The sequence below is a fragment of the Fulverythrobacter ferritrahens genome (assembly GCF_020539485.1).
GTDB classification, from domain to species: Bacteria; Pseudomonadota; Alphaproteobacteria; order Sphingomonadales; family Sphingomonadaceae; genus Andeanibacterium; species Andeanibacterium ferritrahens.
Genome location: NZ_JACDXU010000002.1, coordinates 491,056 through 516,460 on the forward strand (window position 1 = coordinate 491,056; position 25,405 = coordinate 516,460).

General features: G+C 64.1%; 21 protein-coding genes. 5 read left to right on the forward strand and 16 right to left on the reverse strand.

Annotated elements, in window-relative coordinates; genetic code table 11:
• Positions 1 to 8: 8 nt before the first annotated feature.
• Positions 9 to 746 (reverse strand): bifunctional 2-polyprenyl-6-hydroxyphenol methylase/3-demethylubiquinol 3-O-methyltransferase UbiG, encoded by a 738-nt coding sequence (gene ubiG, locus H0274_RS10430; protein WP_226795273.1) that lies wholly within the window; start codon positions 744 to 746, stop codon positions 9 to 11.
• Positions 747 to 802: 56 nt separating this feature from the next.
• Between ubiG and H0274_RS10435 the strand changes: the two genes are divergently transcribed.
• Entirely contained in the window at positions 803 to 2,071 is a 1,269-nt protein-coding gene (locus H0274_RS10435) for an aspartate kinase (RefSeq protein ID WP_413463476.1), read from the forward strand.
• Here H0274_RS10435 and H0274_RS10440 read toward each other — a convergent pair whose 3' ends face one another.
• The 4 genes from H0274_RS10440 to katG form a co-directional block, all read right to left on the reverse strand.
• On the reverse strand, positions 2,072 to 3,148 hold the full coding sequence (locus H0274_RS10440; RefSeq protein WP_413463477.1) for a PepSY-associated TM helix domain-containing protein: 1,077 nt from the start codon (positions 3,146 to 3,148) through the stop codon (positions 2,072 to 2,074).
• Positions 3,149 to 3,180: 32 nt separating this feature from the next.
• Positions 3,181 to 5,394: a TonB-dependent receptor gene (locus H0274_RS10445; protein ID WP_226795274.1), complete on the reverse strand. Its 2,214-nt coding sequence runs from the start codon at positions 5,392 to 5,394 to the stop codon at positions 3,181 to 3,183.
• 99 nt (positions 5,395 to 5,493) lie between these two features.
• Entirely contained in the window at positions 5,494 to 6,036 is a 543-nt protein-coding gene (locus H0274_RS10450) for a nuclear transport factor 2 family protein (protein ID WP_226795275.1), read from the reverse strand.
• 268 nt (positions 6,037 to 6,304) lie between these two features.
• Positions 6,305 to 8,464: a catalase/peroxidase HPI gene (katG, locus tag H0274_RS10455; protein ID WP_226795276.1), complete on the reverse strand. Its 2,160-nt coding sequence runs from the start codon at positions 8,462 to 8,464 to the stop codon at positions 6,305 to 6,307.
• 227 nt (positions 8,465 to 8,691) lie between these two features.
• On the opposite strand from katG, the gene H0274_RS10460 reads away from it, so the two are divergent.
• A complete protein-coding gene (locus H0274_RS10460; protein ID WP_226795277.1) occupies positions 8,692 to 9,714 on the forward strand; it encodes an NAD(P)H-dependent flavin oxidoreductase in 1,023 nt (340 codons plus the stop codon).
• A gap of 16 nt (positions 9,715 to 9,730) precedes the next feature.
• Positions 9,731 to 10,183, forward strand: coding sequence for a GNAT family N-acetyltransferase (locus tag H0274_RS10465; RefSeq protein ID WP_226795278.1), 453 nt, complete (start codon positions 9,731 to 9,733; stop codon positions 10,181 to 10,183).
• Positions 10,184 to 10,846: 663 nt separating this feature from the next.
• Here H0274_RS10465 and H0274_RS10470 read toward each other — a convergent pair.
• Together H0274_RS10470 and ligM are read right to left on the reverse strand one after the other, a co-directional pair.
• Complete coding sequence (locus tag H0274_RS10470) at positions 10,847 to 11,527, reverse strand: alpha/beta fold hydrolase (RefSeq protein ID WP_226795279.1); 681 nt, start codon at positions 11,525 to 11,527, stop codon at positions 10,847 to 10,849.
• 245 nt (positions 11,528 to 11,772) lie between these two features.
• Positions 11,773 to 13,179 carry a vanillate/3-O-methylgallate O-demethylase gene (gene ligM / locus H0274_RS10475; RefSeq protein WP_226795280.1) on the reverse strand — a complete coding sequence of 469 codons (1,407 nt, stop codon included), beginning with the start codon at positions 13,177 to 13,179 and terminating at the stop codon, positions 11,773 to 11,775.
• A gap of 108 nt (positions 13,180 to 13,287) precedes the next feature.
• Here ligM and H0274_RS10480 point away from each other — a divergent pair, with 108 nt between their 5' ends.
• A complete protein-coding gene (locus tag H0274_RS10480; protein ID WP_226795281.1) occupies positions 13,288 to 13,698 on the forward strand; it encodes a VOC family protein in 411 nt (136 codons plus the stop codon).
• Positions 13,699 to 13,833: 135 nt separating this feature from the next.
• Here H0274_RS10480 and H0274_RS10485 read toward each other — a convergent pair whose 3' ends face one another.
• The 9 genes from H0274_RS10485 to H0274_RS10525 form a co-directional block, all read right to left on the reverse strand.
• On the reverse strand, positions 13,834 to 14,733 hold the full coding sequence (locus tag H0274_RS10485; RefSeq protein ID WP_226795282.1) for a TauD/TfdA dioxygenase family protein: 900 nt from the start codon (positions 14,731 to 14,733) through the stop codon (positions 13,834 to 13,836).
• Positions 14,734 to 14,737: 4 nt separating this feature from the next.
• Positions 14,738 to 15,985, reverse strand: a complete 1,248-nt coding sequence (locus tag H0274_RS10490) for an MFS transporter (protein WP_226795283.1) — start codon at positions 15,983 to 15,985, stop codon at positions 14,738 to 14,740.
• A gap of 79 nt (positions 15,986 to 16,064) precedes the next feature.
• Positions 16,065 to 17,069, reverse strand: a complete 1,005-nt coding sequence (locus H0274_RS10495) for a zinc-dependent alcohol dehydrogenase family protein (RefSeq protein ID WP_226795284.1) — start codon at positions 17,067 to 17,069, stop codon at positions 16,065 to 16,067.
• 138 nt (positions 17,070 to 17,207) lie between these two features.
• The gene (locus H0274_RS10500; protein ID WP_226795285.1) at positions 17,208 to 17,981 is read right to left on the reverse strand and encodes a glutathione S-transferase family protein; all 774 of its coding nucleotides are present in this window, start codon (positions 17,979 to 17,981) and stop codon (positions 17,208 to 17,210) included.
• A gap of 14 nt (positions 17,982 to 17,995) precedes the next feature.
• Positions 17,996 to 18,742, reverse strand: coding sequence for an SDR family NAD(P)-dependent oxidoreductase (locus H0274_RS10505; RefSeq protein WP_226795286.1), 747 nt, complete (start codon positions 18,740 to 18,742; stop codon positions 17,996 to 17,998).
• Positions 18,742 to 19,200, reverse strand: coding sequence for a protein tyrosine phosphatase family protein (locus tag H0274_RS10510; RefSeq protein WP_226795287.1), 459 nt, complete (start codon positions 19,198 to 19,200; stop codon positions 18,742 to 18,744). Before H0274_RS10510 ends, H0274_RS10505 begins: the two co-directional genes overlap by 1 nt.
• An 11-nt stretch (positions 19,201 to 19,211) precedes the next feature.
• Positions 19,212 to 20,084 (reverse strand): amidohydrolase family protein, encoded by an 873-nt coding sequence (locus H0274_RS10515; RefSeq protein ID WP_226795288.1) that lies wholly within the window; start codon positions 20,082 to 20,084, stop codon positions 19,212 to 19,214.
• 70 nt (positions 20,085 to 20,154) lie between these two features.
• Entirely contained in the window at positions 20,155 to 21,669 is a 1,515-nt protein-coding gene (locus H0274_RS10520; RefSeq protein ID WP_226795289.1) for an aldehyde dehydrogenase family protein, read from the reverse strand.
• Positions 21,670 to 21,839: 170 nt separating this feature from the next.
• Positions 21,840 to 23,954 carry a PQQ-dependent dehydrogenase, methanol/ethanol family gene (locus H0274_RS10525; RefSeq protein WP_226795290.1) on the reverse strand — a complete coding sequence of 705 codons (2,115 nt, stop codon included), beginning with the start codon at positions 23,952 to 23,954 and terminating at the stop codon, positions 21,840 to 21,842.
• Between the two features lie 242 nt (positions 23,955 to 24,196).
• Between H0274_RS10525 and H0274_RS10530 the strand changes: the two genes are divergently transcribed.
• On the forward strand, positions 24,197 to 25,306 hold the full coding sequence (locus H0274_RS10530) for a 5-methyltetrahydropteroyltriglutamate--homocysteine S-methyltransferase (protein WP_226795291.1): 1,110 nt from the start codon (positions 24,197 to 24,199) through the stop codon (positions 25,304 to 25,306).
• Positions 25,307 to 25,405: the final 99 nt, after the last annotated feature.

The window sequence follows — 25,405 nt, forward strand, 5'->3', positions numbered from 1 at the left end:
TCCGCCTTTCAGCCCGCCCAGGCAGTGACGATGTAATTGAGCGAAAGATCGCCCGAAAGATGCAGGCCCTTCATCGGCGAGAAGGAAATGCCGCGCGGCTCGCCCATCACCAGCCCGGCCCCGGCCAGCAGATCGCCCAACTCGTCGGGAGTGATGAAATCGTCCCAATGATGGGTGCCCTTGGGGATCAGCCCGATTCCCTCCGCCGCATCCACCATCAGCAGGCGCGATTGCGGGGTGCGGTTGGGGGTGGAAAGGACCATCAGCCCGCCTTGCACCAGCCTTTCGGCCAGCTGGCGCAGGAACAGCGCCTTGTCCGCCACATGCTCGATCACTTCCATCGCGGTGACCAGATCGAACCGGCCAAGCCCCAGCGCACCCAATTCGCCATGGCGATAATCGATGGCAAGGCCGCCGCCCGCCGCATGGGCTTGGGCCGCCGCGATGTTCTGGGCCGCCGCGTCCACGCCCGTAACTGCCGCGCCCAGCCGTGCCAGCGGCTCTGCCAGCAGGCCCGCGCCGCAGCCCACATCCAGCGCGCCGCGCCCGGCCAGCGGCTTCAGCGAGGCAGGATCGGCGCCCCAATGGAGGTTCACTGCCTCCCGCAAAAAGCCCAGCCGCACGGGGTTGAGCTTGTGCAGCATGGCGGATGAACCCCTGGGGTTCCACCAGTCCGCCGCCAGCGCGCCGAAATGCTCGGCTTCTTCGGGGCGGATCGTTGCAGATGCGACAGTTGCATTAGGCATGCTGCCCTCCTAACAGCGCGCCAGACCTGATTCCAGCGTGCAGGAGCAAGAACGACTTGGCCCGGATCGTGATGAAATTCGGCGGCACCTCGATGGCGGGGACGGAACGCATCCGTCGCGTCGCCAATATCGTGCGCCGTCAGCAGGCCGCGGGGCATGAAGTTGCCGTGGTGGTTTCCGCCATGGCGGGCGAAACCGATCGCCTGGTGAACTTCTGCCGCGAGGCGAATCCCCTCTATGACCCCGCGGAATATGACGTGGTGGTCGCCTCGGGCGAACAGGTGACGTCGGGCCTGCTCGCGCTCACCCTGCAGGCCATGGGCTGCAAGGCGCGCAGCTGGCTGGGTTGGCAGCTGCCGATCCATACGGACGATGCCCATGCCAAGGCGCGGATCGAGGATATCGATTCCGAAGCCCTGCTGGCCAGCATGGCCGCTGGCGAGATCGCGGTGATCCCCGGTTTCCAGGGCCTTTCGCCCGCCAATCGGGTGACCACTCTGGGCCGTGGCGGTTCCGATACTTCGGCGGTGGCCGTGGCGGCGGCAGTGAATGCCGATCGCTGCGACATCTATACCGATGTGGACGGCGTCTACACCACCGATCCGCGCATCGTGGCCAAGGCGCGCAAGCTCAGCCACGTGACTTACGAAGAAATGCTCGAACTGGCCTCGGTCGGCTCGAAGGTGCTGCAAACCCGCTCGGTCAGCCTCGCCATGAAGGAGAAGGTCCGGGTGCAGGTGCTCTCGTCCTTTATCGACGATGATGCGCCGGCTGCCGACACGCTCCCCGGAACGATGATCGTCAGCGATGAGGAACTCGAAGGACTGGACATGGAACGTCAGCTGATCACCGGCATCGCCGCCGACAAGAACGAAGCGAAGGTTACCCTTACCCGCATCGCGGACCGCCCCGGCGCGGTGGCCACCGTGTTCGAACCGCTTGCCGCCAACAACATCAATGTCGACATGATTATCCAGAATGTCGCCAAGGATAAGGGCGAGACGGATGTGACCTTCACTGTCCCCAAGGCCGACCTGCTGCGCACTCAGGCGCTGCTGGAAGAGAACAAGGACAAGATCGGCTTCTTCCGCATGATCAGCGACGACAAGGTCGCCAAGATCAGTGTCGTGGGCGTCGGCATGCGCAGCCATGCGGGCGTTGCCAGCACCATGTTCAAGGCGCTGGCCGATCGCGGGATCAATATCCAGGCGATCTCCACCAGCGAGATCAAGGTCAGCGTGCTGATCGACGAAGACGAGACCGAACTGGCCGTCCGCGTGCTGCACACTGCCTATGATCTGGACTCGAAGGACGAAGCGGCCTGATCAGCCGCGCTTGGGTCTGGGCCTTCTGAACCAGAAGGTCCAGACCGCAAAGCTGCCCAGGATCGCCATGGCGAGGCCGGAGAAGGTCATGACCAGGCGATAGGGCAGCCCGCCTACCTTGGCCGCGTGGAGCGGGTAGGAGGCGTTGAAGGCCTGCGCGCCTGCCGAAAGTGCCAGCGCATCGCGCGCATGGAGCAGGCGGCCGTTTGCTGCATCGAACCACAAGGTGGAACGCCCATTGGGCAGCCATTCGGCAGCGCGCTTCATGCGGATCGTGATCGGCTTGCCGGGCTCGCCCGGTTCAGGCGCATCGGGCAGCGCAAGGATGCGCATCTGCGCATCGGGAAAGCGCGCATGGGCGGCCAGCACGATGGCCCCTATGTCCAGATCCGCCGCGCGCGGGCCGCTTTCCAGTTCGGGCTGTTTGAAAGCTGCGGCAATCGAGCCATAGCCGGAGAAGGGCGCCACCACCACTTCCGCCACCGGGCGGAACAGCAGCATCGACCCGGTGAGCGCCGAAAGCAGCAGCAGCGGCGCGGCCACGATCCCCAGATCGCGATGCTGCATCACTATGGCGGGGCGGCTCATCCGCTTGGGCCAGAGGCGGAACCTGAAGGTCTTGCGGGTGCGCCACCACATTATCACGCCGGTGATGACGAAGAGGATCGCGCAAAGCCCCGCTATGCCGGAAACCCATTCCCCCACATCGCCGGTGAACAGATGGTGATGCAGGTCGAACAGCCATATTTCCGGCCGTTCCCACTGGCTGGTCCAGCGAGTGACGAGAGTGCCCGACTGGTCGTAATAGGCGGCGGCTCCGTCAGGCAGGCGCAGCTGATGCAGGCCGAAACGGTCGCTGGCATAGATGATGCTCTCGGCCTCAGGTTCGGCGGCGAGCATCTTCGCTGTGGTATCGGCAATGAGCGTGGCATCGGCCACGCGCGCGTCACCGGCATGGGGCAGCGCGATCCATTCCTCCTTATGGACGAGGATCGCGCCGGTCAGCCCCAGCACTGCCAGCACCAGCCCGACAATGCCGCCCGCCCAGCGATGGACGAGGTCGATTATCCGCATCATCTCTTATGCCCCGCTTCAGGCCGGCGTGCGGCTCAGAACCGGGCGTCCCAGGCGAGCGTGAAGCTGCGGCCCCGACCGGCGAAATAGGCCAGATTGTCGGTCGGCAGGCGAGTGTCGCTGCTGTAATCGATGTAGAACTCGTCAAACAGGTTCTGGACCGCCAGAGTGATGCCGCTCTTATTGCCCAAAGCGTAGCGGATGCTGGCATCGGTGACATTGTAGCCGCCGAAATTGTTGCGCACATCCGGCACCGGCTTGCCTGCATCGGCCTCGAAGCTGCGCTTCAGGTAGAACTGGGTCTGCACTCGCGCCGAGATCGGGCCGCGATTGAGGCTGGCGGCCAGATTGACGCGGTCGGGCGAGATATTGGTGCCATCCAGATCGGTATCGACAATGCCGTCGGGATTGGCGCTGTCGCTGTCATAGCGGCCCTTGATCCGCGCATAGCCGGCGGACAGGCGTAGTCCGTCCGTGGGCGTGATGGCGAGGTTCAGTTCCAGCCCTTCGATCTCCACCCGCTGGCGCTGGACATCGAAGATGCCGTTGCCCGCGGCGATCAGCAGTTGGCCCTTGTCGCTGGATGACCAGAAATAGGTTGCGCTGGCATCCACAATGCCGCGCTTCGCCTCGATGCCCACTTCGCGATTGTTGGAAACCACCGGGCTGATGTCGAGGTAATCGTCCATGTCGACGCCCGGCACCTTCACCGCGCGAGTGATGCGGCCGATATCGGGCACGGTGAAGCCTTCGGCATAGCTGGCATAGGCGCGGATGCCCGCCCAGGGCTCCACGATCACGCCGCCATTGACCAGCAGATCCTCGAAAGTCGGCTTGCCGCCGGAAACCGCCACGCCGCCGAAAGTCGCCGGGTTGGGCGGGTTGCCGGTGGCAGTGGTGGAAGCCAGCGTGTGATAATCGTCGATCTTGATCTGGACGTTTTCGTAACGCACGCCGCCCGCCAGGCGCAGCACATCGTTGAACAGGCCGAGATTGAACTGGGCGAAGGGCGCGATGCTGCGGAAGTCGCTTGGCGGCACCCAGACGCGGTCGGTAGCGATCAGGCGCTGCTCGGTCTTGTCGGTCAGGATGTCGAGGCCGACTGTGGCAGTCAGTGCCTCGATGCCGGGGATCGCCCGTTCATAGCTGAACTTCGCGCCCAGCTTGCGGCTGCGGTTCTCCGACTGGTCGAACAGGGTGCCGATGGGGGCGATCGCCGGGTCCTGGAAGGTCGCGATCGGATTGGGCTCGCCGCCGAACGTATCGTAAGTGCGGTTGAAGAAGATCTGGCTGATGAAATTGCCGCCGCCCAGATCACTATCGGTATAGGACAGGGCAATGCTTTCCGCCTGGTTCGCGGCGGGGATGCCCGGCGGGTCGCCGCGCACGGCGCTGGTGGGCAGGCCGGTGTTGCGATTGCCGGCGAGCGGGACGAAATCCCCGTCGCCATCCAGTTCGAAGCGGCTGGCGATCAGGTCCAGCCTGCCGCTGCTGCCCACTTCATAGCCGAGCCGCGCGAAGAGCGAGACAGTCTGCGAATCCTGCGTTTCGCCCTGCGTCAGGTTGATGCCCGCGCGGCGGCCTTCGCCATCGTAGAACACGCCGCGCTTTTCATAGGCCGCGCCAAAAGTCGCGTCGAAGCGCCCAGCCTTGTACTGGACGAGGCCGGCCAGCTTGCCGCCGAACCCGTCGCCGTTGAAATCGTCGCTCGCCGTGCCCTGCACCAGCACGCGCCCGCTCACGCCTTCCTCGCGCGGGGCGCCGACCGTCACCTGATTGACGATGCCGCCAGTGCCGCCGATGCCCTGCAGCGCGTTGGAGCCGAAGATCACTTCCACCCGGTCGACGAAGAAGGCGTCGATAGTGAAGCCGTCGCGGCTGCCGTCGCGCATCGGGGTCGATTGCGGAATGCCGTTGATGGCATAGAGCGGCGAGCGGCCGCGCAGGGTCTCGCCCGCGCCGGAGAGCTTCTGGCGAGTGGGGGAGAAGGAGGGCAGCAGGTTCGCCACTGCGTCCGTCACCGAACCGGCGATGACGACCTGCTGGCTCAGCTCTTCCTCGTCGATCACGTCGATGGTCAGCGGCAGGGCATTGGCCGGCAGGATCGTGCGCGCGGCAGTGACGACGATGGTCTTTTCCGGGCCGCTTTCGCTGGCTGCCGCGCCTGTCTCGCTCTGCGCGAGGGCAGGCGATCCCGCCACGGCGGCAAGCGCGAAGACGGACAGCGAGAGCGGCAAGCGAAGCGACATTGAGTATCCCCTGCGCCCGGAAGGCAGGACGCCATCCGGGATTCGGGGCTCGCTAGCAGTGGTTACCTACTACTGCAAGTCATTCTCAAGAGCAGATTGTCAGTCGACCCAGCCCGCTGGCGTGCCGTTGGCGCCCATGATCTGGCGCTTCTTGATCAGCCACTTGCCATCCTGCTTCACCAGCCAGTCGAACTCGCGGCCCATGATCAGGATGCGCGGGGCATCGCCTTCCTTGTCCACCACATATTCCGTGAAGACGAGGCGCGCGGTGGCCGTATCGCCATCCACCTTGATCAGCGGATTGCCGATCAGGATGTTGAGCGCGAAGCTCTTGCGCTGCGGCGCATCGGCGGGAACGGCGGCATAGGCGCCCTTGATCGCCTCGATCCCCTTGTAGCTGTTGGGGCCAAGGATCATTTCGCCATCGGCCGTGAAATATTCGCCCACCTTGTCTTTCACGCCGCCACCGAAATGCGCGTAATAGCTGGTGAGGAGGTCTTCGATCTCGGCCTTGTCGATCACGGCCTGCATCGTCAGCGGGCTCTTCGCGGCGGCCGGTGCGGTGCCTGCCATTATCAGGCCCAGTGCCAGGCTTAAAGCGACGCCCAGTGCCGTGCCGATCCCCGTCAGTCTTGCTTTCATGGATCTTCCATTCCTTCCCATGCGCCGTCTTGCGGGCGGCGTCGGGGCGGACCCTAATGTCCGGCAAGCAAGGAGCAAGCGAACAATGCGCCGGAGTGGTGCAAAGGGGAGTGGTGCAAACAGGGTGAGGGGCAATCGGGTGTGGCGCAAAGGAAACCTCCCCGTCCGGGGGAGGGACGGGGAGGTCACCCCGGGCCATCCATAAGGGGGGAAGATGGCCGGGGCTTAGGGAAGCTGGCGGGGCCGAGTGGTTCGGCCCCGCGCGCATTTATCGGATGTCGAAGCGGTCAGCCTCCATCACCTTGGTCCAGGCGGCGGCGAAGTCCTTCACGAACTTCTCCTGATTATCGTCCTGGGCATAGACTTCGGCATAGGCCCTGAGGATCGAGTTCGATCCGAAGGTCAGGTCCACCTCGGTGGCGGTCCACTTCACCGCGCCGGTCTTGCGGTCGCGGATGGCGTAGATGCCATCTTCCAGCGGGTGCCAGCTATTGGCCATGTCCGTCAGATTGACGAAGAAGTCCGTCGTCAGCGCGCCTTCCCGTCCGGTCAGCACGCCATGTTTCGCGCCGCCGTGATTGGCGCCCAGCACCCGCAAGCCGCCGATCAGCACGGTCATTTCAGGCGCGGTGAGGCCCATCAGCTGCGCCCGGTCCAGCAGCAGCTCGGCGGGGCGCACGACATAGTCCTTCTTCAGCCAGTTGCGGAAACCGTCATGGACGGGTTCGAGCGGCTCGAAGCTCTCCGCATCGGTCTGTTCCTGGCTGGCATCGCCCCGGCCGGGGGAGAAGGGCAGGGCGATCTCATAGCCTGCGGCCCGCGCCGCCTGCTCCACGCCCACATTGCCTGCCAGCACGATCACATCGGCCAGGCTCGCGCCTTCCTCCGCCGCGATCCGTTCCAGCACCGGCAGCACCATGGCGAGGCGGGCAGGCTCATTGCCTTCCCAGTCCTTCTGCGGGGCAAGCCGGATGCGCGCGCCATTGGCGCCGCCGCGCATGTCGGACTGGCGGAAGGTCCGCGCGCTGTCCCAGGCCGTGCTGACCATGTCGGCAATCGAAAGTCCGCTCGCCGCGATCTTCGCCTTTACCGCCTCCACATTGTAGCCAGTGGGGCCAGCAGGCACCGGATCCTGCCAGATCAGGTCTTCCGCCGGAACGTCGGGCCCGAAATAGCGGGCCTTGGGCCCCATGTCGCGGTGCGTCAGCTTGAACCAGGCGCGGGCGAAGACATCGCGGAAATAGGCCGGATCACGGTGGAACCGTTCGGAAATCTCGCGATAGATCGGGTCCACCTTCATCGCCATGTCGGCATCGGTCATCATCGGGTTGAGGCGGATGGACGGGTCTTCCACGTCCACCGGCTTGTCTTCCTCGGCGATGTTCACCGGCTCGTACTGATGGGCGCCTGCCGGGCTCTTGGTCAGAACCCAGTCATATTTGAACAGCAGGTCGAAATAGCCATTGTCGAACACGGTGGGATGCGTGGTCCAGGCGCCTTCGACGCCGCTGGTCACCGTATCGCGGCCCTTGCCCTTGCCGGTGGGGTTCTTCCAGCCGAAGCCCTGTTCCTCCACTCCGGCGGATTCCGGATCGGGGCCGAGCAGGGCGGCATTGCCGTTGCCATGGGCCTTGCCCACGGTGTGGCCACCGGCAGTGAGGGCGACGGTTTCCTCGTCATTCATCGCCATGCGGGCGAAGGTTTCGCGGATGTCGCGGGCGGTGCGCAGCGGGTCGGGCTGGCCGTCCACGCCTTCAGGGTTCACATAGATCAGGCCCATCATCACGGCCGCCAGCGGGTTTTCCAGATCGCGCTCGCCCGAATAACGGCTGCCTTCGCTGCCGCTGGGGGCCAGCCACTGCTTTTCCGAACCCCAATAGATGTCCAGTTCCGGGTGCCAGATATCCTCGCGGCCGAAGCTGAAGCCGAAGGTCTTGAGGCCCATGCTTTCATAGGCGATGGTGCCGGCCAGCACGATCAGATCGGCCCAGCTCACCTTGTTGCCGTATTTCTTCTTGATCGGCCACAGCAGGCGGCGCGCCTTGTCCAGGCTGACATTGTCGGGCCAGCTGTTGAGCGGGGCGAAACGCTGGTTGCCGGTGCCCGCGCCGCCGCGCCCATCGGCCACGCGATAGGAGCCGGCAGAGTGCCAGGCCATGCGGATCATCAACCCGCCATAATGGCCCCAGTCGGCCGGCCACCAATCCTGGCTATCGGTCATCAGGGTATGCATGTCGGCCTTCAGCGCCTCGACGTCGAGCTTCTTCAGCTCCTCGCGATAATCGAAGTCCGCGCCCATCGGGTTGGTCTTGCGATCATGCTGGCTGAGGATTTCGAGATTAAGGCTTTCCGGCCACCAGCCGGTTGCGGACATGGCAGTAGTCGTATTCGCGCCATGCATCACGGGACATTTGGCTCCGGCATTCATGACATCTCTCCTGCAAGAAATTGGGACCGCTCGATTCGCCCAGACCAAGGAAGGCCGCGACGTGAGGAGAGAATATACCTAGTCGTTTATTCGGCAAAACCGATTAATACTCAGACTGTGATCGGCTATGGCGATTTTGCGCGAAGGGCTTGCGCGGGGCGACGCACGCCGCCAAAACGCGCGGCATCCTGCCCTTTCCCGGGCGCTCATTCGAGACGATCCAGCCTATGACCGCATTCCCCAAGACTTCCGCCCTGATGCGCCGCGGCGCTGAATTTCTCGGCAGCGATTATGCGATCCTGTGCGGGGCGATGAGCTGGGTTTCGGAGCGCAATCTGGTGGCGGCGATCAGCAATGGCGGCGGCTTCGGCGTGATCGCCTGCGGGGCGATGACGCCCGAATTGCTCGATGCCGAAATCGCCGGGACCAAGGCGCTGACCGACAAGCCCTTCGGCGTGAACCTCATCACCATGCACCCCATGCTGTTCGACCTGATCGAAGTGTGCAAGCGCCATCAGGTCGGCCATGTCGTGCTGGCGGGCGGCATCCCGCCCAAGGGCAGCGTGGAAGCGATCAAGGAGTTTGGCGGCAAGGTGCTGGTCTTCGCGCCCACCCTGGCGCTGGCCAAGAAGCTGCTGCGCCAAAGAGACGGGGCCGGCGCGGATGCGCTGGTGATCGAAGGCAGCGAGGCGGGCGGCCATATCGGCCCGGTGGCCACCAGCGTGCTGGCGCAGGAATTCCTGCCGGAACTCGCCGCCGATCATGTGGTCTTCGTGGCGGGCGGCATCGGCACGGGCGACATGATCGCGGCCTATCTGGAAATGGGCGCATCGGGCGTGCAGCTGGGCACCCGCTTTGCCTGCGCCACCGAAAGCATCGCTCACCCCGATTTCAAGAGGGCCTTCTTCCGCGCCAATGCGCGCGATGCGGTGGCCAGCGTGCAGATCGATCCGCGCCTGCCGGTGATCCCGGTTCGCGCCCTGAAGAACAAGGGGACGGAAGAGTTCACCGCCAAGCAGCGCGAAGTCGCCCAGAAGCTGGATGAAGGCGTGGTGGACATGGCCGCCGCCCAGCTGGAGATCGAACATTTCTGGGCGGGCGCGCTGCGCCGCGCGGTGATCGATGGCGATGTGGAATCCGGCTCGGTCATGGCGGGCCAGTCGGTCGGCATGGTCAAGACGGAAGAACCCGCCGCGCAGATCATCCAGACGCTGATGGCAGAGTGCGAAGCCGCGCTCAGCCGGAAGTAAGGGGCGCGCAAGCGACATGAACGGGCTGGCGATCAGGCGTGCCGGGGCGGAAGACCTCGACGCGCTGGCGGGCCTGTTCGACGCCTATCGCCAGTTCTACGAGCAGCCGGCCGATCTGGCGGGGGCATGGCGCTTCCTTTCGGAGCGGATGTCGCGCGGGGAATCCACCATTTTCCTCGCCGAGCTGGACGGGAAGGCGGCGGGCTTCACGCAGCTCTACCCCTCCTTCACCTCCGCGGGGATGGCGCGCATCTTTATCCTCAACGATCTGTTCGTGGCGCCCGAGGCACGCGGGCAGGGCGTGGCCACGGGCCTGCTGCGCCGCGCGGCGGAATTCGCGCGAGCGGAAGGAGCGGTGCGGCTGGTTCTCTCCACTGCGACCGACAATTTCACTGCCCAGGCCGTTTATGAACGCGAAGGGTGGAAGCGGGACGATGTGTTTCTGAACTATCGGCTGGGGTTGGAATAGAGAGCCGTTGTCTCACCTCCGTTCGTCCTGAGCCTGTCGAAGGACACGCGCCAGCATCTGCCCAGCAAGGGAATATGGGGCTGACGGTTTCCCGCGTCCTTCGACAGGCTCAGGACGAACGGGTGAGGGGCTGGAAATATGGTTCCCAATCTTGACAAATATAACCATATTGGCTATACGGCCATCCGCCAGCTACCAACTGGCTCCAGCGGCGGGTCGGGGGCGCTTTGCGCTTCGTTCCTGGTTCCTCCGTTTCCGGGCCGGCGTTTCGGGTGAGCCGGGCAGGTGAGGCGGATAGCAACGCCTCGCTCGCCTTTCACGGAAGCGTCCGCACCTTCTACCGGCACAGGCGCCGGCTCTCGCCGAATGTCACGGCACAGGGCTGCGCGGGTTACGCCGGGGGCGGCTCACTTGCGAGCCCTTCGCTGCCCCCGCATGTGCAGGTCAGGGCCGAGCAGGTGAGTTCTTCGCGGCACGCCACCGGCCATTCGCAGATAAAACCGCGTCACCGGGCTCCCCTGCGGGCGCCCCCACACCGGCCCGGACCCGTCCGACTGGTTTCTCCCCCCGGCGTTACTCCGCATTCGCCAGCGGAGGGTGAGGCGTGTCTATCGGAGGCGCGCTGCCTTACACTTCGTCATCCCCGCGTAGGCGGGGATCCGCTCAGGCCAGCCCCAGCAGAATCTCCGCGATCTGTTCCGGCTGGTCGCTCATCACGTGATGGTTGGCCTTGCATTCGTGATAGTCGCAGGCCGGGTCGGCCTTGGCCTTGTCAGCGAAGCGGGTGAAGGGCGTGGGCTGCCAGTCCGTGGCATAGACATAGGTGTGGCGGGGGATCTTCTTCTCCTCGCCGGTCAGCTTCACCCCTTCCAGCAGGGACAGCAACGGGTGGAGGCCCACCACGTTCGGGATTATCTCGAAATCGATGCCGCCGATGGGTGGGACGAGGCCGGGTGTGGTCTTCTGCTGGTCGATATACCAATTATGCTCGAACTCGCCGGTGATGTCCCACAGGGACTGGCCATCCTCCGGCCAGAAGGCATCGAGATAGGCCAGCGCATCGATCCGCGCGCCCAGCTGCGCGGCAACGCCGGTCACCACCATGCCGCCATAGGAATGGCCGACCAGGATGAAGCGATCGAACCCGGCAGTGGCGATCTGCACCAGCACATCGTCGATATGGTCGGAAAGGGTAATGCCGGGATGCAGTTCGTTCTGGCGAATGCCGATGCCCTTCAGCGCGCAGACCAGCACCTTGTGTCCGGCAGCCTCCAGATCGACGCGGGTCTTGTCATAACTCTGCCCGCCGCCCCAGGCGCCGTGGACCAGAACGTAATTCGCCATTTTTCTCTCCCGCGATAATTCCGCCCAACCAGCTCCGTTCGTCCTGAGCCTGTCGAAGCCTGTCCTGAGCGGCTGCTGCAAGCAGCCAGCCGATGGGGACGCGCGAGAGGCTTGCACAGAGTGTGTGCTTCGACAAGCTCAGCATGAGCGGGCCGGGTGAGTAGGCAAAACCCTCTACCCCAAAGAAAAAGGCCCGCCACCTTGCGGTAGCGGGCCCCTTTTCATCTGGCTTGAAGCCGCGGCGATCAGATCGCCTTGCGGCCCGAGCGCCAGCCGGCGGCGTAGGTGTCGCCAGCCATCTGGCTGTACGGCACCGGCGACACGATGGCGCGGACGTTGAGCTGCTTGTGCGGCTCGACGGTGGTCTTCTTGGTGCCGCCGTTTTCTTCGCCCCACACAACGTGCAGTTCGGTGCCCAGCGGGATTTCGTGGTCGACGGTCGCCAGCGACAGAGCCTTCTTTTCGTTGAAGGAGTAGCCGGTGAACAGCGACAGACCAACGTTGCGGCCGTCAGCGTCAACGACCGAGTCGTAGTTGCTGTTGGCATAGTTGGCGAGCGGAAGGTCGAAGAACTTGTACTGTTCGCCTTCGGGCTCGAAGAGCGAGGAGACGATCTTCTGGATGTCTTCCTTGTTCCATTCGAGGGTGACCTTCTTGCGCTGGACCGACGGGTCGATCTTTTCGAGCGCTTCGCGGCCGATGAAGTCGTGGTCGAACTTCACGAACGGACCGTAGCCCAGTTCCCACGGGTTGAGGTAGTAGTCTTCGATGGTCTTGCCGACGAAGGAACCGCCGATAGCGCCGGTGGCTTCATAGCTGTCGGCACCGAGCCACTCGCGGTAATCCTTGAGTTCGTCGCCGGTGTAGATCGGAGGCAGCGGGCTCGGGATCCAGCCCGATTCCAGCGTGTTCGACGGATAGGCGCGCGAACCGACGGCGATCAGGCCGAATTCTTCACCAGCCTTGAGGATCTCGTCGCGGATGTAGTCCTGCTCTTCATACGGACCCCAGATTTCGAGACCCGGCGAGCCGGCCATGCCGTGACGCAGGGTGCGGACGGTCTTGTTGCCGATCTTCATTTCGCTCATGTTGAAGAACTTGAGCTTCTCGAGCGAACCACCGTTCAGCTTCTCGATCACGTTCCAGGCCTGCGGGCCCTGGATCTGGAAGCGCCAGGAGATACGGTTCACGGGCTTGCCCATCGGGCGGCTCGGCGAACGCGGATCGTTGATGATGTCGACGTTGTAGTTGCCCTTCTGGGCCTGGAACATCAGCCAGTTGGCAGCCGGAGCGCGGCCGACGTAGACGAATTCGTCTTCTTCGAGCCAGAAGATGATGCCGTCACCGATGACGTGGCCAGCCGGGGTGGTCGGCACGTACTGCTTGGCCTTGTTCTTTTCCCAGCCCTTGGGCGAGTTCACCATGGTGTCCGACAGCAGCTTCAGTGCGTCAGGGCCCTTGATGTAGAGATCGAACATGTGGTGCGACTGGTCGAACAGCACAGCGCTGTGCTGCCAGGCCCACTGTTCCGAACGCCAGTTCGAGAATTCGGGAGCGACGACCGGATACACATAGGCACCGATCTGCGAGTTGCGGAGCGTGGCGACGATGTCGCTGCTGCCCTGCACGATTTCTTGGAGGTTCTTTGCCATGCTGATTTTTCCTCTCACTTATGAAAGAATCATATATGCGAAATTGTATGCGGCACATACAATATTGGGCTATTGCTGCAAGCGAAAATAGCCCGAAATGCACAGGAGATGGGTAGCATGAACGTCGAGGCGCTGGACCACGTCAACATTATCACCGACCGGCTGGATGAGACTGCGGAATTCTACGCAAATCTGCTCGGCCTGGAGCGCCGCGACGCTCCTCCTCCCCTCACCCCTGAAACCGCGACCTGGATGTTCGACTCGGAGAATCGGGCCATCATCCATATCAACTCGACTGACTGCTACCGCACCTATGACCGCGAAGTGCAGCCGGGCGAACTCACCGGGGCGCTGCACCATGTGGCCCTGAAGTGCAACGGTTATGAGGAAGTGCTGGGCCGCCTGAAAGCCATGGGCGCGGATTATCAGGAGAACCTCGTTTCCGCGATCAACCTGCGCCAGATCTTCACGCCCGATCCCAACAACGTGCTGCTTGAGTTGAACTTTTTCGCGGACTGATTTCCCGCCGGGCGGGCTGCAAATGGCGGCTTGCTGCGCTTCCGGTGCTCACGGCCCTTAAGGCCGCTGGGCGCCGGTTCTCGCAAGCCACCATTTTCGCCTCACCCGACGAAAAATCGCGCTGTGCGGATTTCCTTACGCCGGAACCCCGCCCGCCGTCGTCGTGCGGTACATTTCGCGGCGGAAGCCGTCATAGTCGTTGGGGCCGAGATGCATGGTCCCGCGATTGTCCCACATGGCCACCATGCCGGGTTTCCAGCGCAGGCGGCAGGTGAAGGCATGCTGCACCGTATGCTGCACCAGAAATTCGATGATCGGGTGCGCCTCATGCGTGGTCATGCCCGCGATTCCCACGGCATAGGTGTCGCAGATGAACAGCGATTCCTCGCCCGTTTCGGGGTGGGTGCGGACCAGCGGGTGGAAGCTGCCTTTCAGCCCCTGTTCCTGCTTGCTCGCATCGCCGAATCCGATCGCCTCGCCGCGCAGTTTGGCCTGTGTGGCGAAGTTGTTTGCTGCGCTCATGTGCACGCGAAGGCCGCGCAGCATATCCTGATAGGTTTTCGACAGATGGCGGAAGGCCAGTGCGCAATTGGTCCAGCAGGTGTCGCCGCCATAGGGCGGGCCTTCGACCTGCCGCAGGGTGGTGATGCTGGGCGGTTCGGGCAGGAACGGGCTGTCGGTATGCCACCCGCCGCCGAACAGCGAGGGAGTGACTTCGTCCGCTTCCTTGATGATCGGGTGAACGTCCCGGTGGCCGGGCACGCCTTGCGTATAGGCATCCACTGCGAAGGGGCCGAGGCGGGATGCGAAATGCTCATGCTCGGCATGGGAAAGGTGCTGATCCCTCAGATACAGCATCTTGTGCCGGTAGAGGGCCTGCTTCAGCTCCTCCATCCCCTCGTCCGAAAGATCGGGCAAGCGCACGCCGACCACTTCCGCGCCCATGGCGGCGGCCAGCGGTTCCACGGTGAAGTTCTTGTATTCGCGCGGATGATTGTCGAAATCGCCGCAAGGCGTGACGCGCACTTCCCACATCGTATCAGCTCTCCATTGCCGCGACCTTGCGGGGTGCGGTTTCCTTGAGGAACAGGGCAGTCAGAGCGGCAGCGAGCGCAAGTCCGATGCAGGTGTAGAACACTGCATCCAGCCCCAGCGCATCCGCCACCGGTCCAACAATAAAGGGCGCTACCACACCCCCTAGCAGTTCGGCCGTGCCCATGGAAAGGCCTACCGCAGTGGTAGCAAGGGCGGGGCTGACGCTTTCGGTCGGCACCGCGGCGCAATAGAGCGGGGCAATGCCCAGCGGCAGCCAGCCGAGCAACACGGCCAGTGCCAGCATCACCGGGTCCGCCGGCAGCAGCAGCAGGGCCGCAGGGCCCAGCGTGCCTGCCAGCGAGCCCCAGATCAGCACCGGCTTGCGCCCGATCCGGTCCGACAGCAGCGGCAGGCTGATCCCGCCGATCAGACCGGCCCAGCCGCCCATGCTGACGATCCAGCCCGCCGTGGTCGGCTCCAGCCCCTTGGTCTTGGTCAGGAACAGGGTCAGGTAAGTGCTTTGCAGCACCAGCCATGCCGTGATCAGCCCCGCAATGACGAGCGAGGCCCGCATGTTGCGGTTCTTCAGCAGCACGCCGAAGGCCGCGAAGCTCGATCCCTGATGCTCGGCCGGTCGGGCCACTTGCGGGGGATCGCGCCGGATCAGGAACAGCATCATCGCCGCCACGGCAAGGCCGGGCAGGATGGACAGGAACATGGCGGTGCGCCAGCCATGGGTGGCGCCCAGCTGGGTCGCCACGATCGGGCCGATGAAACCGGCAATGCCAAAGGCGCCGACCATCTGCATGAAGCCCATGTTCAGGCCGCGCCGTTCCGGGCTGCTGGTCTGGAGGATCAGCGTCTGGCTGATCGGCACGATCGGCCCTTCCGCCGCGCCCAGCGTGAAGCGGGCCAGCAGCAGTACCAGAAAGGTGGTGGCAAGCCCGCTGACGCCTGACAGCAGCGAGAACAGCAGGGTGCAGATGATCAGCACGGTGCGGCGCTTGCCGGTGCGATCCGCGATCTGGCTGCCGAAGAAGGAACTGAGCGCGATGGCCAGCGACAGGGCGCTGGCGGTCCAGCCGACCTGCGTGTTGTTCAGCCCCAGATCGTCCACGATGAAGGGGGCGAGGAAGGCCACGGTCTGCCGGTCGAACCCGACCACGCCATTGGCCAGCGTGAGGACGATCAGCAGGCCGAATTCATACGACCGGTTGCGCGCGGGCGCGGGGCCCGCTTCGATACTCGCCATCAATCCTCTCCCCAAAACCTCGCCTTTCGCGCCGGGCGGCTTCGTTCCGAAGTCTCGCCCGGCGCGAAAGGTAATAGCCTTACAATTCGATCACGGTCTTGCCGAAGCTCTCAGGCCCCCAGGCATGGGCATAGGCATCCTTGGCCTGATCGAAGGTGAAGCTCTTGCCGATAACCGGCTTGATGCCGTTCACGTCCACGGCGGCATTCAGCGCCTTGGCCATGGCGGCCGAGCCGACGAAGATGCCGCGCAGGCTGCCGCCGCTCATCATCAGGGCGCGCGGATTGGGGCCGCCTTCGGGCGAAAGCACGCCGATGAAGGCCACTTCGCCCTGCGTGCGCAGCGCCGACATGGATTGTTCGGCCGTGCCCGCGCCGCCCACTTCGATCACCTTGTCCACGCCGCCGAAAGTGCGGGCGATATGCGCGCCCCAATCGGGGGTTTCCTTGTAGTTCACGCCATGCGCCGCGCCGAGTTCCTTCAGGCGCGCCAGCTTGCCGTCGGAGGATGAGGTGGCGAAGACTTCGCAGCCGCCCGCGCGTGCGATTTGCAGCGCGAGAGTGGAAACGCCGCCGCTGCCCAGCACCAGCACGCGGTCGCCGGGCTTGAGGGCGCGGGGGCCTTCGTAAAGGGCATTCCACGCCGTAACGCCCGCGCAGGGCATGCAGGCGGCTTCGGCATAGCTGAGGCTCTCGGCCATCGGCACCACGCCGCTGGCGGGCAGCACGACCAGTTCGGCCAGCATGCCGGGCGAGATGCCGTCACCCAGCGCCGGGCCCATGCGCGGCGGGCCTTCGACCCACAGGGGGAAGAAGCTGGACTGGACCTTGTCGCCCACTTTCACGCCGGTCACGCCCGCGCCCACGGCAACCACTTCGCCCGCACCGTCGGACAGGGGCACGGCGGGTTTCTGCAGCACGCCGCCGAAATATTTCCCCGCCACCACGGCGAAGTCGCGATAATTGATGGACCAGGCCTTGGGCGCCACCACCACTTCGCCCGGGCCGGGCGTGGGATCGGGCAAGGTGTCCTGATAAAGCTTGTCGAAACCGTCGGACCCGGCAGGCATCAGCCATGCGCGCATTGTTGTTCTCCCCAGTTCATTCCGTTTCGGATTGTTGCAGCGGTTCTAGGCCATTTCGGAGAATTGGCTACCCGCTGCGGGACAATCGGAAGGCGCCGCAGGCAAGTGTCCTTTCGGGCAGGCCGGCGGCGGAAATATTCAGCGGTCCCCGCTCCAGGTGCGCAGGCCGGGCGTGGTGCGATCCTCGCCCGCAAGCGCTGCCTGAACGGCGGGGCGGGCCATCACCGCCTCGCGCCAGGCGACGAGGCGCGGATAGGTCGCATCCACTTCCATTTCGGGGAACATGCGCGCCACCATCAGGCCGCAATGGGCGAAGAAATTGATGTCGGCGAGGGAATAGCTGTCGCCCGCCAGCCACTCGGTCTGCTCCAGCTGGCGCTCGATCTTCTGCAGCGCATAGACGATCTTGTCGGTCGCGTTCTGGAGGTCGGCCTCGGAAAAGCCGGAGCGGGCGGCGGCCCATTTCTTGCGCTGGTCGGGCAGGGGGATGTGGCTCAGCAATTCCTCGAAAGTGCCGGCATCGATATTGCGCGCGATCACGCCCACCATGCGGTGCCAGCCATGCATGGAAACATGGTTCATCACATGCTCGTCCACGAATTTGTTCCAGTAGCGCATCCGTGCCGCGCCAACCGGGGTGCGCGGCCGCAGCGGGCCGCTTTCCGGATTGGCATCGGGGAAGGCGTCTTCCAGATATTCGTTGATCACCGTGGTATGGGTGATGATCGTCCCGTCATGGTCCAGCACGGGCACCTGCCCTTCGGGATTGATCGCCACGAACCAGTCGGAATGCTGCTCGAACTTGTGCAGATCGACATAGTGGCTCTCGTAAGCGAGCCCCTTCTCCTTGAGGGGGATCATCGACTTGAGCGAATTGGCGACCGGCTCGGCGTGGTAATATTTCAGGGCCATTGCTGTGTCCTCTCTCAGACTTCGATGCTTTCCAGCACGCCGCCATCCACGGCCCAGTCCTGGCCCGTCACATGGCTGGCCGCGTCGGACAGCAGGAAGCAGGCGACTTCGGCCAGTTCTTCGGGGCTGCCCATGCGGCGCTGGGGCACGCGGGCGGCGATCTTGCCGGCCTGCTCGGGCGGGATGCGGTCCAGCGCCTCAGTGCGGATGAAGCCGGGGATGATGCAGTTCGCGCGGATGCCATGCGGGGCCATTTCCACCGCAATGGCGCGTGTCAGGCCCAGCACGCCATGCTTGGAGGCGACATAGGCCGGGTTCATCGCCATGCCGCGCTTGGAACCCATGGAGCCGGTGACCAGGATGGAGCCCTTGCCCGCCTCGATCATGGCGGGCAGCACTTTCTGGATTGCCCAGAACACGCTGATCAAATTCACTTTGATGGTCTGTTCGAACACGTCGGGATCGAAGGCGACGGCGGGAGTGAAGCCGCCGGTCAGCCCGGCATTGGCGAACAGGCCCTCGATCGGCCCGAAATGCGCGGCGGCGGCTTCCAGCGCGGCTTCCAGCTGGGCCTTGTCGCCCACATCGGCGGCGAAACCTGCGGCATTGCCGCCGAGCGAGGCGACCACCTCGTCCAGCATTTCCTTGCGCCGCGCGATCAGCGAAACGCGGGCCCCACGTGTCGCCAGCATCCGCGCGCTGACCAGGCCGATGCCGCTGGATGCGCCAGTGACGACGATATGCATTCCCTTGAAATCCATCAGGCTTCACTCTCTCCAATGAAGGCCGCCCAGGCGGGGGCGGCGGGGTGGTCGCTCGTCAGCGGCGACCATTGGCGTTCCATCAATGCGCGCGCTTCGGCCTTGGCCATGCCGCGCGCCAGATGGTAGCGATAGAAAAAGGCGGAGACCCGCCAATTGGCGATGCAGTGGACATGGATGGGCGCGTCGATAGCGCCCAGTGCATCCACGAAGGCGTGGAAATGATCCTCACCGGGCGCATCGAAGGGCACGGGAATATGGGTATAGCCGATCCCGGCAGAGGCGAGCTTCGCGCCCTCATCCGCCAGCGCATCGGGATGATCGTCCAGTGCCAGATTGATGACATGGGCAATTCCGATGGCCTTCAGCCGGGCAATGTCAGCATCCTCGATCCGCCCGGAAGTGGTGACCCGGGAAGACAGGCGTTGCCAGCCTCTGATGTCCTCCGGGTCGCCCATTCCAGATCGGTTCAGACGAGGCCCAGAACCCTTGCGGCATTGTCCTTCATGATGCCGGGCATCACTTCCTCGCGGAAGCCGACTTCCTTGGCTGCGGTGATCCACTTGTCAGGGTGGATCAGCGGGAAGTCGCTGCCGAACAGCATCTTATGCTTCAGCTGGGTGTTGGCGTACTGGATCACCTGCTTGGGGAAATATTTGGGGCTCCAGCCAGACAGGTCGATATAGACGTTGGTCTTGTGGAGGGCCATGGACAGGCTCTCGTCAACCCAGGGCCAGCTCGGGTGGGCCAGGATGATCTTCATGTCGGGGAAGTCCACCGCCACATCGTCGATCAGCATGGGCTGGCCATATTTCAGGCGCATGCCGCCGCCGCCGCGCATTCCGGTGCCCATGCCCGAATGGCCGGTGTGGAAGATCACCGGCAGCTGATATTCGTTGATCACTTCATAGATCGGCCAGGCCATCCGGTCCGCCGGGTGGGCGTTCTGGGCGATGCCGTGGAACTTGAAGCCCTTCACGCCGAAATTCTCGACCAGGTCGCGCGCTTCGCGGGCGCCATATTTGCCCTTGTGCGGATCGATGCTGGCGAAGGCCATGCAGATATCGTCATTCTTCGCGGCGAGTTCCGCCACTTCGTAATTGCTGACGCGCTTGGCGCCCATGCCGCTCTCGCAATCGACCGTGAACATGCACAGGGCGATGTTGGTTTCGCGGTACAGCTCGATGATTTCGGGCATCTTGGGCCGTTCGCGCGGCGCCTTGAAATAGGTGCTGGCGGCATCGAAGAATTCGCCCATCACCGGATCTTCCGGATCGTGGCACGAAACCTCCGCGTGAACGTGGACGTCGATGGCGCGGATCTTGGTGAGGTCGATTGGCACGTGCGGTATCCCGGATAGTAAAAGGCCCGCCCCGGCTGGTGCCGGAGGCGGGCCTGCATTGTCAATGCAATCAGAGCTTCATCAGCACCGACTTGGTTTCGAGATAAGCCTCGAGACCCAGGCGGCCCTGTTCGTGGCCGATGCCGCTTTCCTTGTAGCCGCCGAAGGGCAGCGCCGGGTCGATCATCGCGTGGCAGTTGACCCACACGGTGCCGGCCTTGAGCTGGCTGGCGATGCGCACGGCGGAGCTGGCGTCCTTGGTCCACACACCGGCGGCAAGGCCGAACGGCGTGTCATTGGCTTCCTTCACCACGTCGTTCAGGTCTTCGAAGCGCTGGGCAACCACGACCGGGCCGAAGATTTCCTCGCGAACGACGCTCATCTGCGGGTTCACGTCGGTCAGGATGGTGGGGCTGATGTAATAGCCGCCATCATTGCTGGGAACGTCGCCGCCCATCAGCACCGATGCGCCATCGCGCTTGCCCGCTTCGATATAGCCCAGCACGCGCTCGTGCTGTTCCTTCGACACGACCGGGCCCATATGGGCGTTGGGGTCGAGCGAGGGACGCGGAGCCCAGAAATCGGCGGTTTCGGCCATGCCTTCCACCACCTTGTCGAACACGGACTTGTGCGCATAGAGGCGCGAACCGGCGACGCAGACCTGGCCCGAATTGAAGAAGATCGCGCCGGCAACGCCGGGGGCGGTTTCGGCCACGTCCACGTCGGGCATGACGACCACGGGGCTCTTGCCGCCCAGTTCCAGGGTGACGTGCTTCAGCGTTTCGGTGGCATTGCGGTTGATCAGCTTGCCGATCTCGGTCGAGCCGGTGAAGGCAACCTTGTCCACATCGGGGTGCTTGACCATGCGGTCACCCGCGGTGTGGCCATAGCCGGTGATGATGTTGACGACGCCAGCGGGCACGCCCGCTTCGTTGATCAGGTCAGCCAGGCGCAGCGCGGTGAGGCTGGTCTGCTCGGCAGGCTTCAGCACCGTGGTGCAGCCTGCGGCCAGTGCGGGGGCGATCTTGAGGCAGGCCATCAGCAGCGGGAAGTTCCAGGGCACGATCTGCGCACAGACGCCGACGGGTTCCTTCACGGTATAGGCGAACATCATGCCGCCCGGCAGCGAATAGGGGGCCTGCGTTTCGCCGCCGATCTTGCCGGCCCAGCCAGCCATGTAGCGGAAGTGGGCGGCAGCGCCCGGCACGTCCACCGCATTGGCCATGCCCACCGGCTTGCCCACGTCGATCGCTTCCAGCTCGGCCAGTTCGGCACCATGGGCTTCGATCAGGTCGGCGATCTTGTGCATGGTCTTTTCACGCACGATCGGGGGCAGGTTGCGCCAGCGGCCATCGTCGAAAGCGGCGCGGGCAGCGGCAACGGCCCTGTCCACGTCCTTGTCGGTGGCTTCCACGACGCTGGAGATGACCTTGCCCGAAGAGGGATCTTCGACGTCGATCGTCTGGTTACCGGAGCTGTCGACCCATTCGCCGTTGATGTAGAGCTGCGGCTTGCGCGCCAGGGCAGCCTTGGCGGCTGCCGAATATTCCCGCTGGGTGCGGTCGATGGTGGTGATCTCGTTCATCTCAGGTCCTTTCCCGAAGCGAATCCTGTTGCTTCTTCCGACTACCAAATTCCGGCGGCCCTGCCCATGGCGAGCAGGGCGCCAACGTAACGCGCGTTATAATTCCCGGCGCATGTCTGTCGATTCAGAAATGCGCCGGGGCAATCTCGGGTTCCCCCTTACGTTCCCCCTTACGTTCCGGGGCCGCCAAGCTTCTTGTCCTCATTGGCACGCATGATGACATATTGGCGGATGCCCTCGATCTCCTGCCGCGAGAGCGTGCCGGCGAAGCTGACCATGCCGTTATCCTGCAAGGCGCCGTCATGCACCACACTGGCCCAGCCATCGGCATCGCCCAGCAGGGCGCTGCGGCGCAGGTCGGGCAGCACGGTGGAGCCAACTGCGGCATCGCCATGGCACTGCCCGCAATAGCGGCCGTAATTATAGAGGGCCGACGCGAGCTTGGCCTTGTCACCAGTGAAGGGCGGCGGATCGAGCGGCATGCGCGACAGCGGCGGGGCGGGGGGCAGGGTTGCCTTGCCGCCCAGCTTGAACACCAGCAGGCGCGAGATATTGGGCACGGGGCCCGCCACTTCGTTCAGCACGCCCCCGGGCGCCAGCGGCCAGATGCCGCCCCAGCCCGCCAGCACGGCGACATATTGTTCGCCATCGATCATATAGGTCATCGGCGGGGCAACCACGCCGGTCTGCGCGGCAAAGGACCACAGCTGCTTGCCATCCTTGGCATCGTAGGCGACGAAATTGCCCGCCGCAGTGCCCTGGAACAGCAGGCCGCCAGCGGTGGAGAGCAAGCCGCCATTCCACGGGCCCTGGTAGGGCACGCGCCAGCGTTCCTTCTGCGCCACCGGGTCCCACGCCACCAGCGCGCCCTTGGTCGCCGCGCGGGCGCCGTTGCGGGCGGCCAGGTCGGCGGGCATGCCGCCTGCGGCCTGGTCGATGCCCACGTTGAAGCCGCGCTTCGTGTTGGGCTTCCAGTTCGCCTCGGGGAAATAGGGGAAGGCCGCCTCGATCACCGGGATATAGACGAGGCCTTCCTTCGGGCTGAAGGCCATCGGGTGCCAGCTATGCGCGCCGCCCGCGCCGGGCGTGGAGACGAAGGGCTTGCCCGTCTTGTCATAGCGCGCTTCGGGCACTTCGATGGGCCGCCCGGTTTTCATGTCGACCCCGGTGGTCCAGTTCTGCGGCACGTAATTCTTGGCGGAGATCAGCTTGCCCGTCTCGCGGTCGATCACATAGAAAAAGCCGTTCTTGGGCGCCTGCATCAGCACCTTGCGCTCTTTCCCGTCGATCTTCAGCGTGGCCAGCATGATATGCTGCGTGGCGGTGAAGTCCCAGGTTTCGCCCGGCGTTTCCTGATAGTGCCAGACATATTCGCCCGTATCGGGCCGGATCGCCACAATGGAGCTGAGATAGAGATTATCCCCGCCGCCCGGCGAACGATAGGACTGGTTCCAGGGAGAGCCATTGCCCACGCCGATATAGAGCAGGTCCAGCTCGGGATCGTAGGCCATTGAATCCCACACGGTGCCGCCGCCGCCCAGCTTCCAGAACTCGCCGTTCCAGGTCTTGCGGGCCTTGGCGAGATATTCCGGCTCGTCCTTCGCCTCCTCCGGCGCGCCGGGCACGGTGTAGAAGCGCCACAGCTGCTTGCCGCTATCGGCATCATAGGCGCTGACATAGCCGCGCACGCCATATTCGGCGCCGCCATTGCCGATGATCACCTTGCCCTTCACCACGCGCGGGGCGCCGGTGATCGTATAGGCCTTGGTCTGGTCAACCGTGACCTGCGACCAGACTTCCTTGCCCGTTTCGCGATCCAGCGCGATCAGGCGGCCATCCAGCGTGCCGAGGAACAGCTTGTCGCCCCATGCGCCAAGCCCGCGATTGACCACATCGCAACAGGCCTTCACGCCTGTCTCGCCCGGCACCTTGGGATCATATTCCCACAGGAGCTTGCCGGTCTTGCCGTCATAGGCCTTCACCTTGCTCCACGCCGTGGTGATGTAGAGCTTGCCGCCGATCATCAGCGGCGTGCCTTCCTGCCCGCGCGCCGTATCGAGATCGGCCGACCAGGCGAGGCCCAGATCCTTGACGTTATCGAGGTTGATCTTGTCGAGCGGGGAATAGCGCTGCTCGCCATAATCGCGCCCATAGGTCAGCCATTCGCCATCGGGCGGGGAGGTGATCATCGCCTCCGTCACGCCGCCCGAGGCCGCATTATCGCTCTTGGCGCAGCCTGTCAGGGCCAGTGAAGCGGCAAGCACCGCAACGATTCCGAACCGCATTCCCACCTCCCAATCGGCCCGCCCGTCTTCCCGCGGCAAGGGCACTTTGTAAGCGATGCCTACGATTTGCGCCCCGTCCCGGTCAAGCACAGAAAGCGCGGGATTGCGTGCATTGGCGCGCATAATTTACCCATTGCCTCGCCCGCCGGATTGCCTGTATTCCTTGTGCGTCAGAAGAGCGCGAGCCCGCGTTATGACCCTGGCTTAGCAATGCTACAGCTTAAGATCAGGAACACTCTCAAATGACCACCAAACTGCCTTCGCGCGCCGACCATGTCGGCTCCTTCCTGCGTCCGCGCGAGATTATCGAAGCGCGCGAACATCGCGCGGCCAACAACATCGACTATGCAACCCTGCGCGCGATCGAGGACAAGGCGATTGCCGAACTCGTGAAGTGGGAAGAGGAACTCGGCCTCAAGGCGATCACCGATGGCGAATTTCGCCGCTATTTCTTCCATACCGATTTCCTGCTGAAGCTGGATGGGGTGGAAGAACAGGGCGGTATCGCCAAGGCGTTCAAGAACGACACCGGAAAGGATGTGCAATTCGCGCCGCCCAAGATGGTCGTCTCGGGCAAGATCCGCCATGTCGAACCGATCCAGCTGGCCGATTACCAATATCTCGCCTCGCTGACGAAAGAGACGGCCAAGGTCGCCATCCCTTCGCCCACAATGCTGCATTTCCGCGCGGGGCGCAGCGGCATTCCCCAAGACGTCTATCCCACGATGGACGAATTCTACGCCGATGTCGCCGCCGCCTATCGCGCGGAAGTGGACAGTCTGGCTGCAGCCGGCTGCCGCTACATCCAGATGGATGATACCAACCTTGCCTATCTGTGCGACGATACCCATCGGGCCGACGCCGCCGCGCGCGGGGTCGATCCCAACGATACGCCGCGCCAATATGCCAAGCTGATCAATGAAAGCTTCGCCAGCGCGCCGGCCGACATGATCAAGGCAGTCCACCTGTGCCGGGGCAATTTCCGCTCCAGCTGGGCGGCCGAGGGCGGCTATGAGCCGGTGGCCGAGATCATGTTCAACGAACTCGATATCGACGCCTTCTTCCTTGAATATGACGATCCGCGTTCCGGCGACTTCGCTCCCCTCCGCTTCCTGCCCAAGGGCAAGACGGTGGTGCTGGGCCTCGTCACCACCAAGCTGGGTGAGCTGGAAACCAAGGATGACATCAAGCGCCGGATCGACGAGGCGGCCAAGTTCGCCCCGCTCGACCAGCTGGCCCTTTCGCCGCAATGCGGCTTCGCCAGCACGGTGCATGGCAATGATATTTCCACCGAACAGCAGGCGGCCAAGATCCGTCTGGTAGTGGAAGTGGCCCAGGAAGTCTGGGGCTAAGCGCTTCGGCCTGTTTCGTCATTGCGAGGGCCTTTGGCCGCTTGCAATGACGACGGGCTGGAGGGGTTTAGGGGGATGTCCGTATGAGGTTGCTGCCCC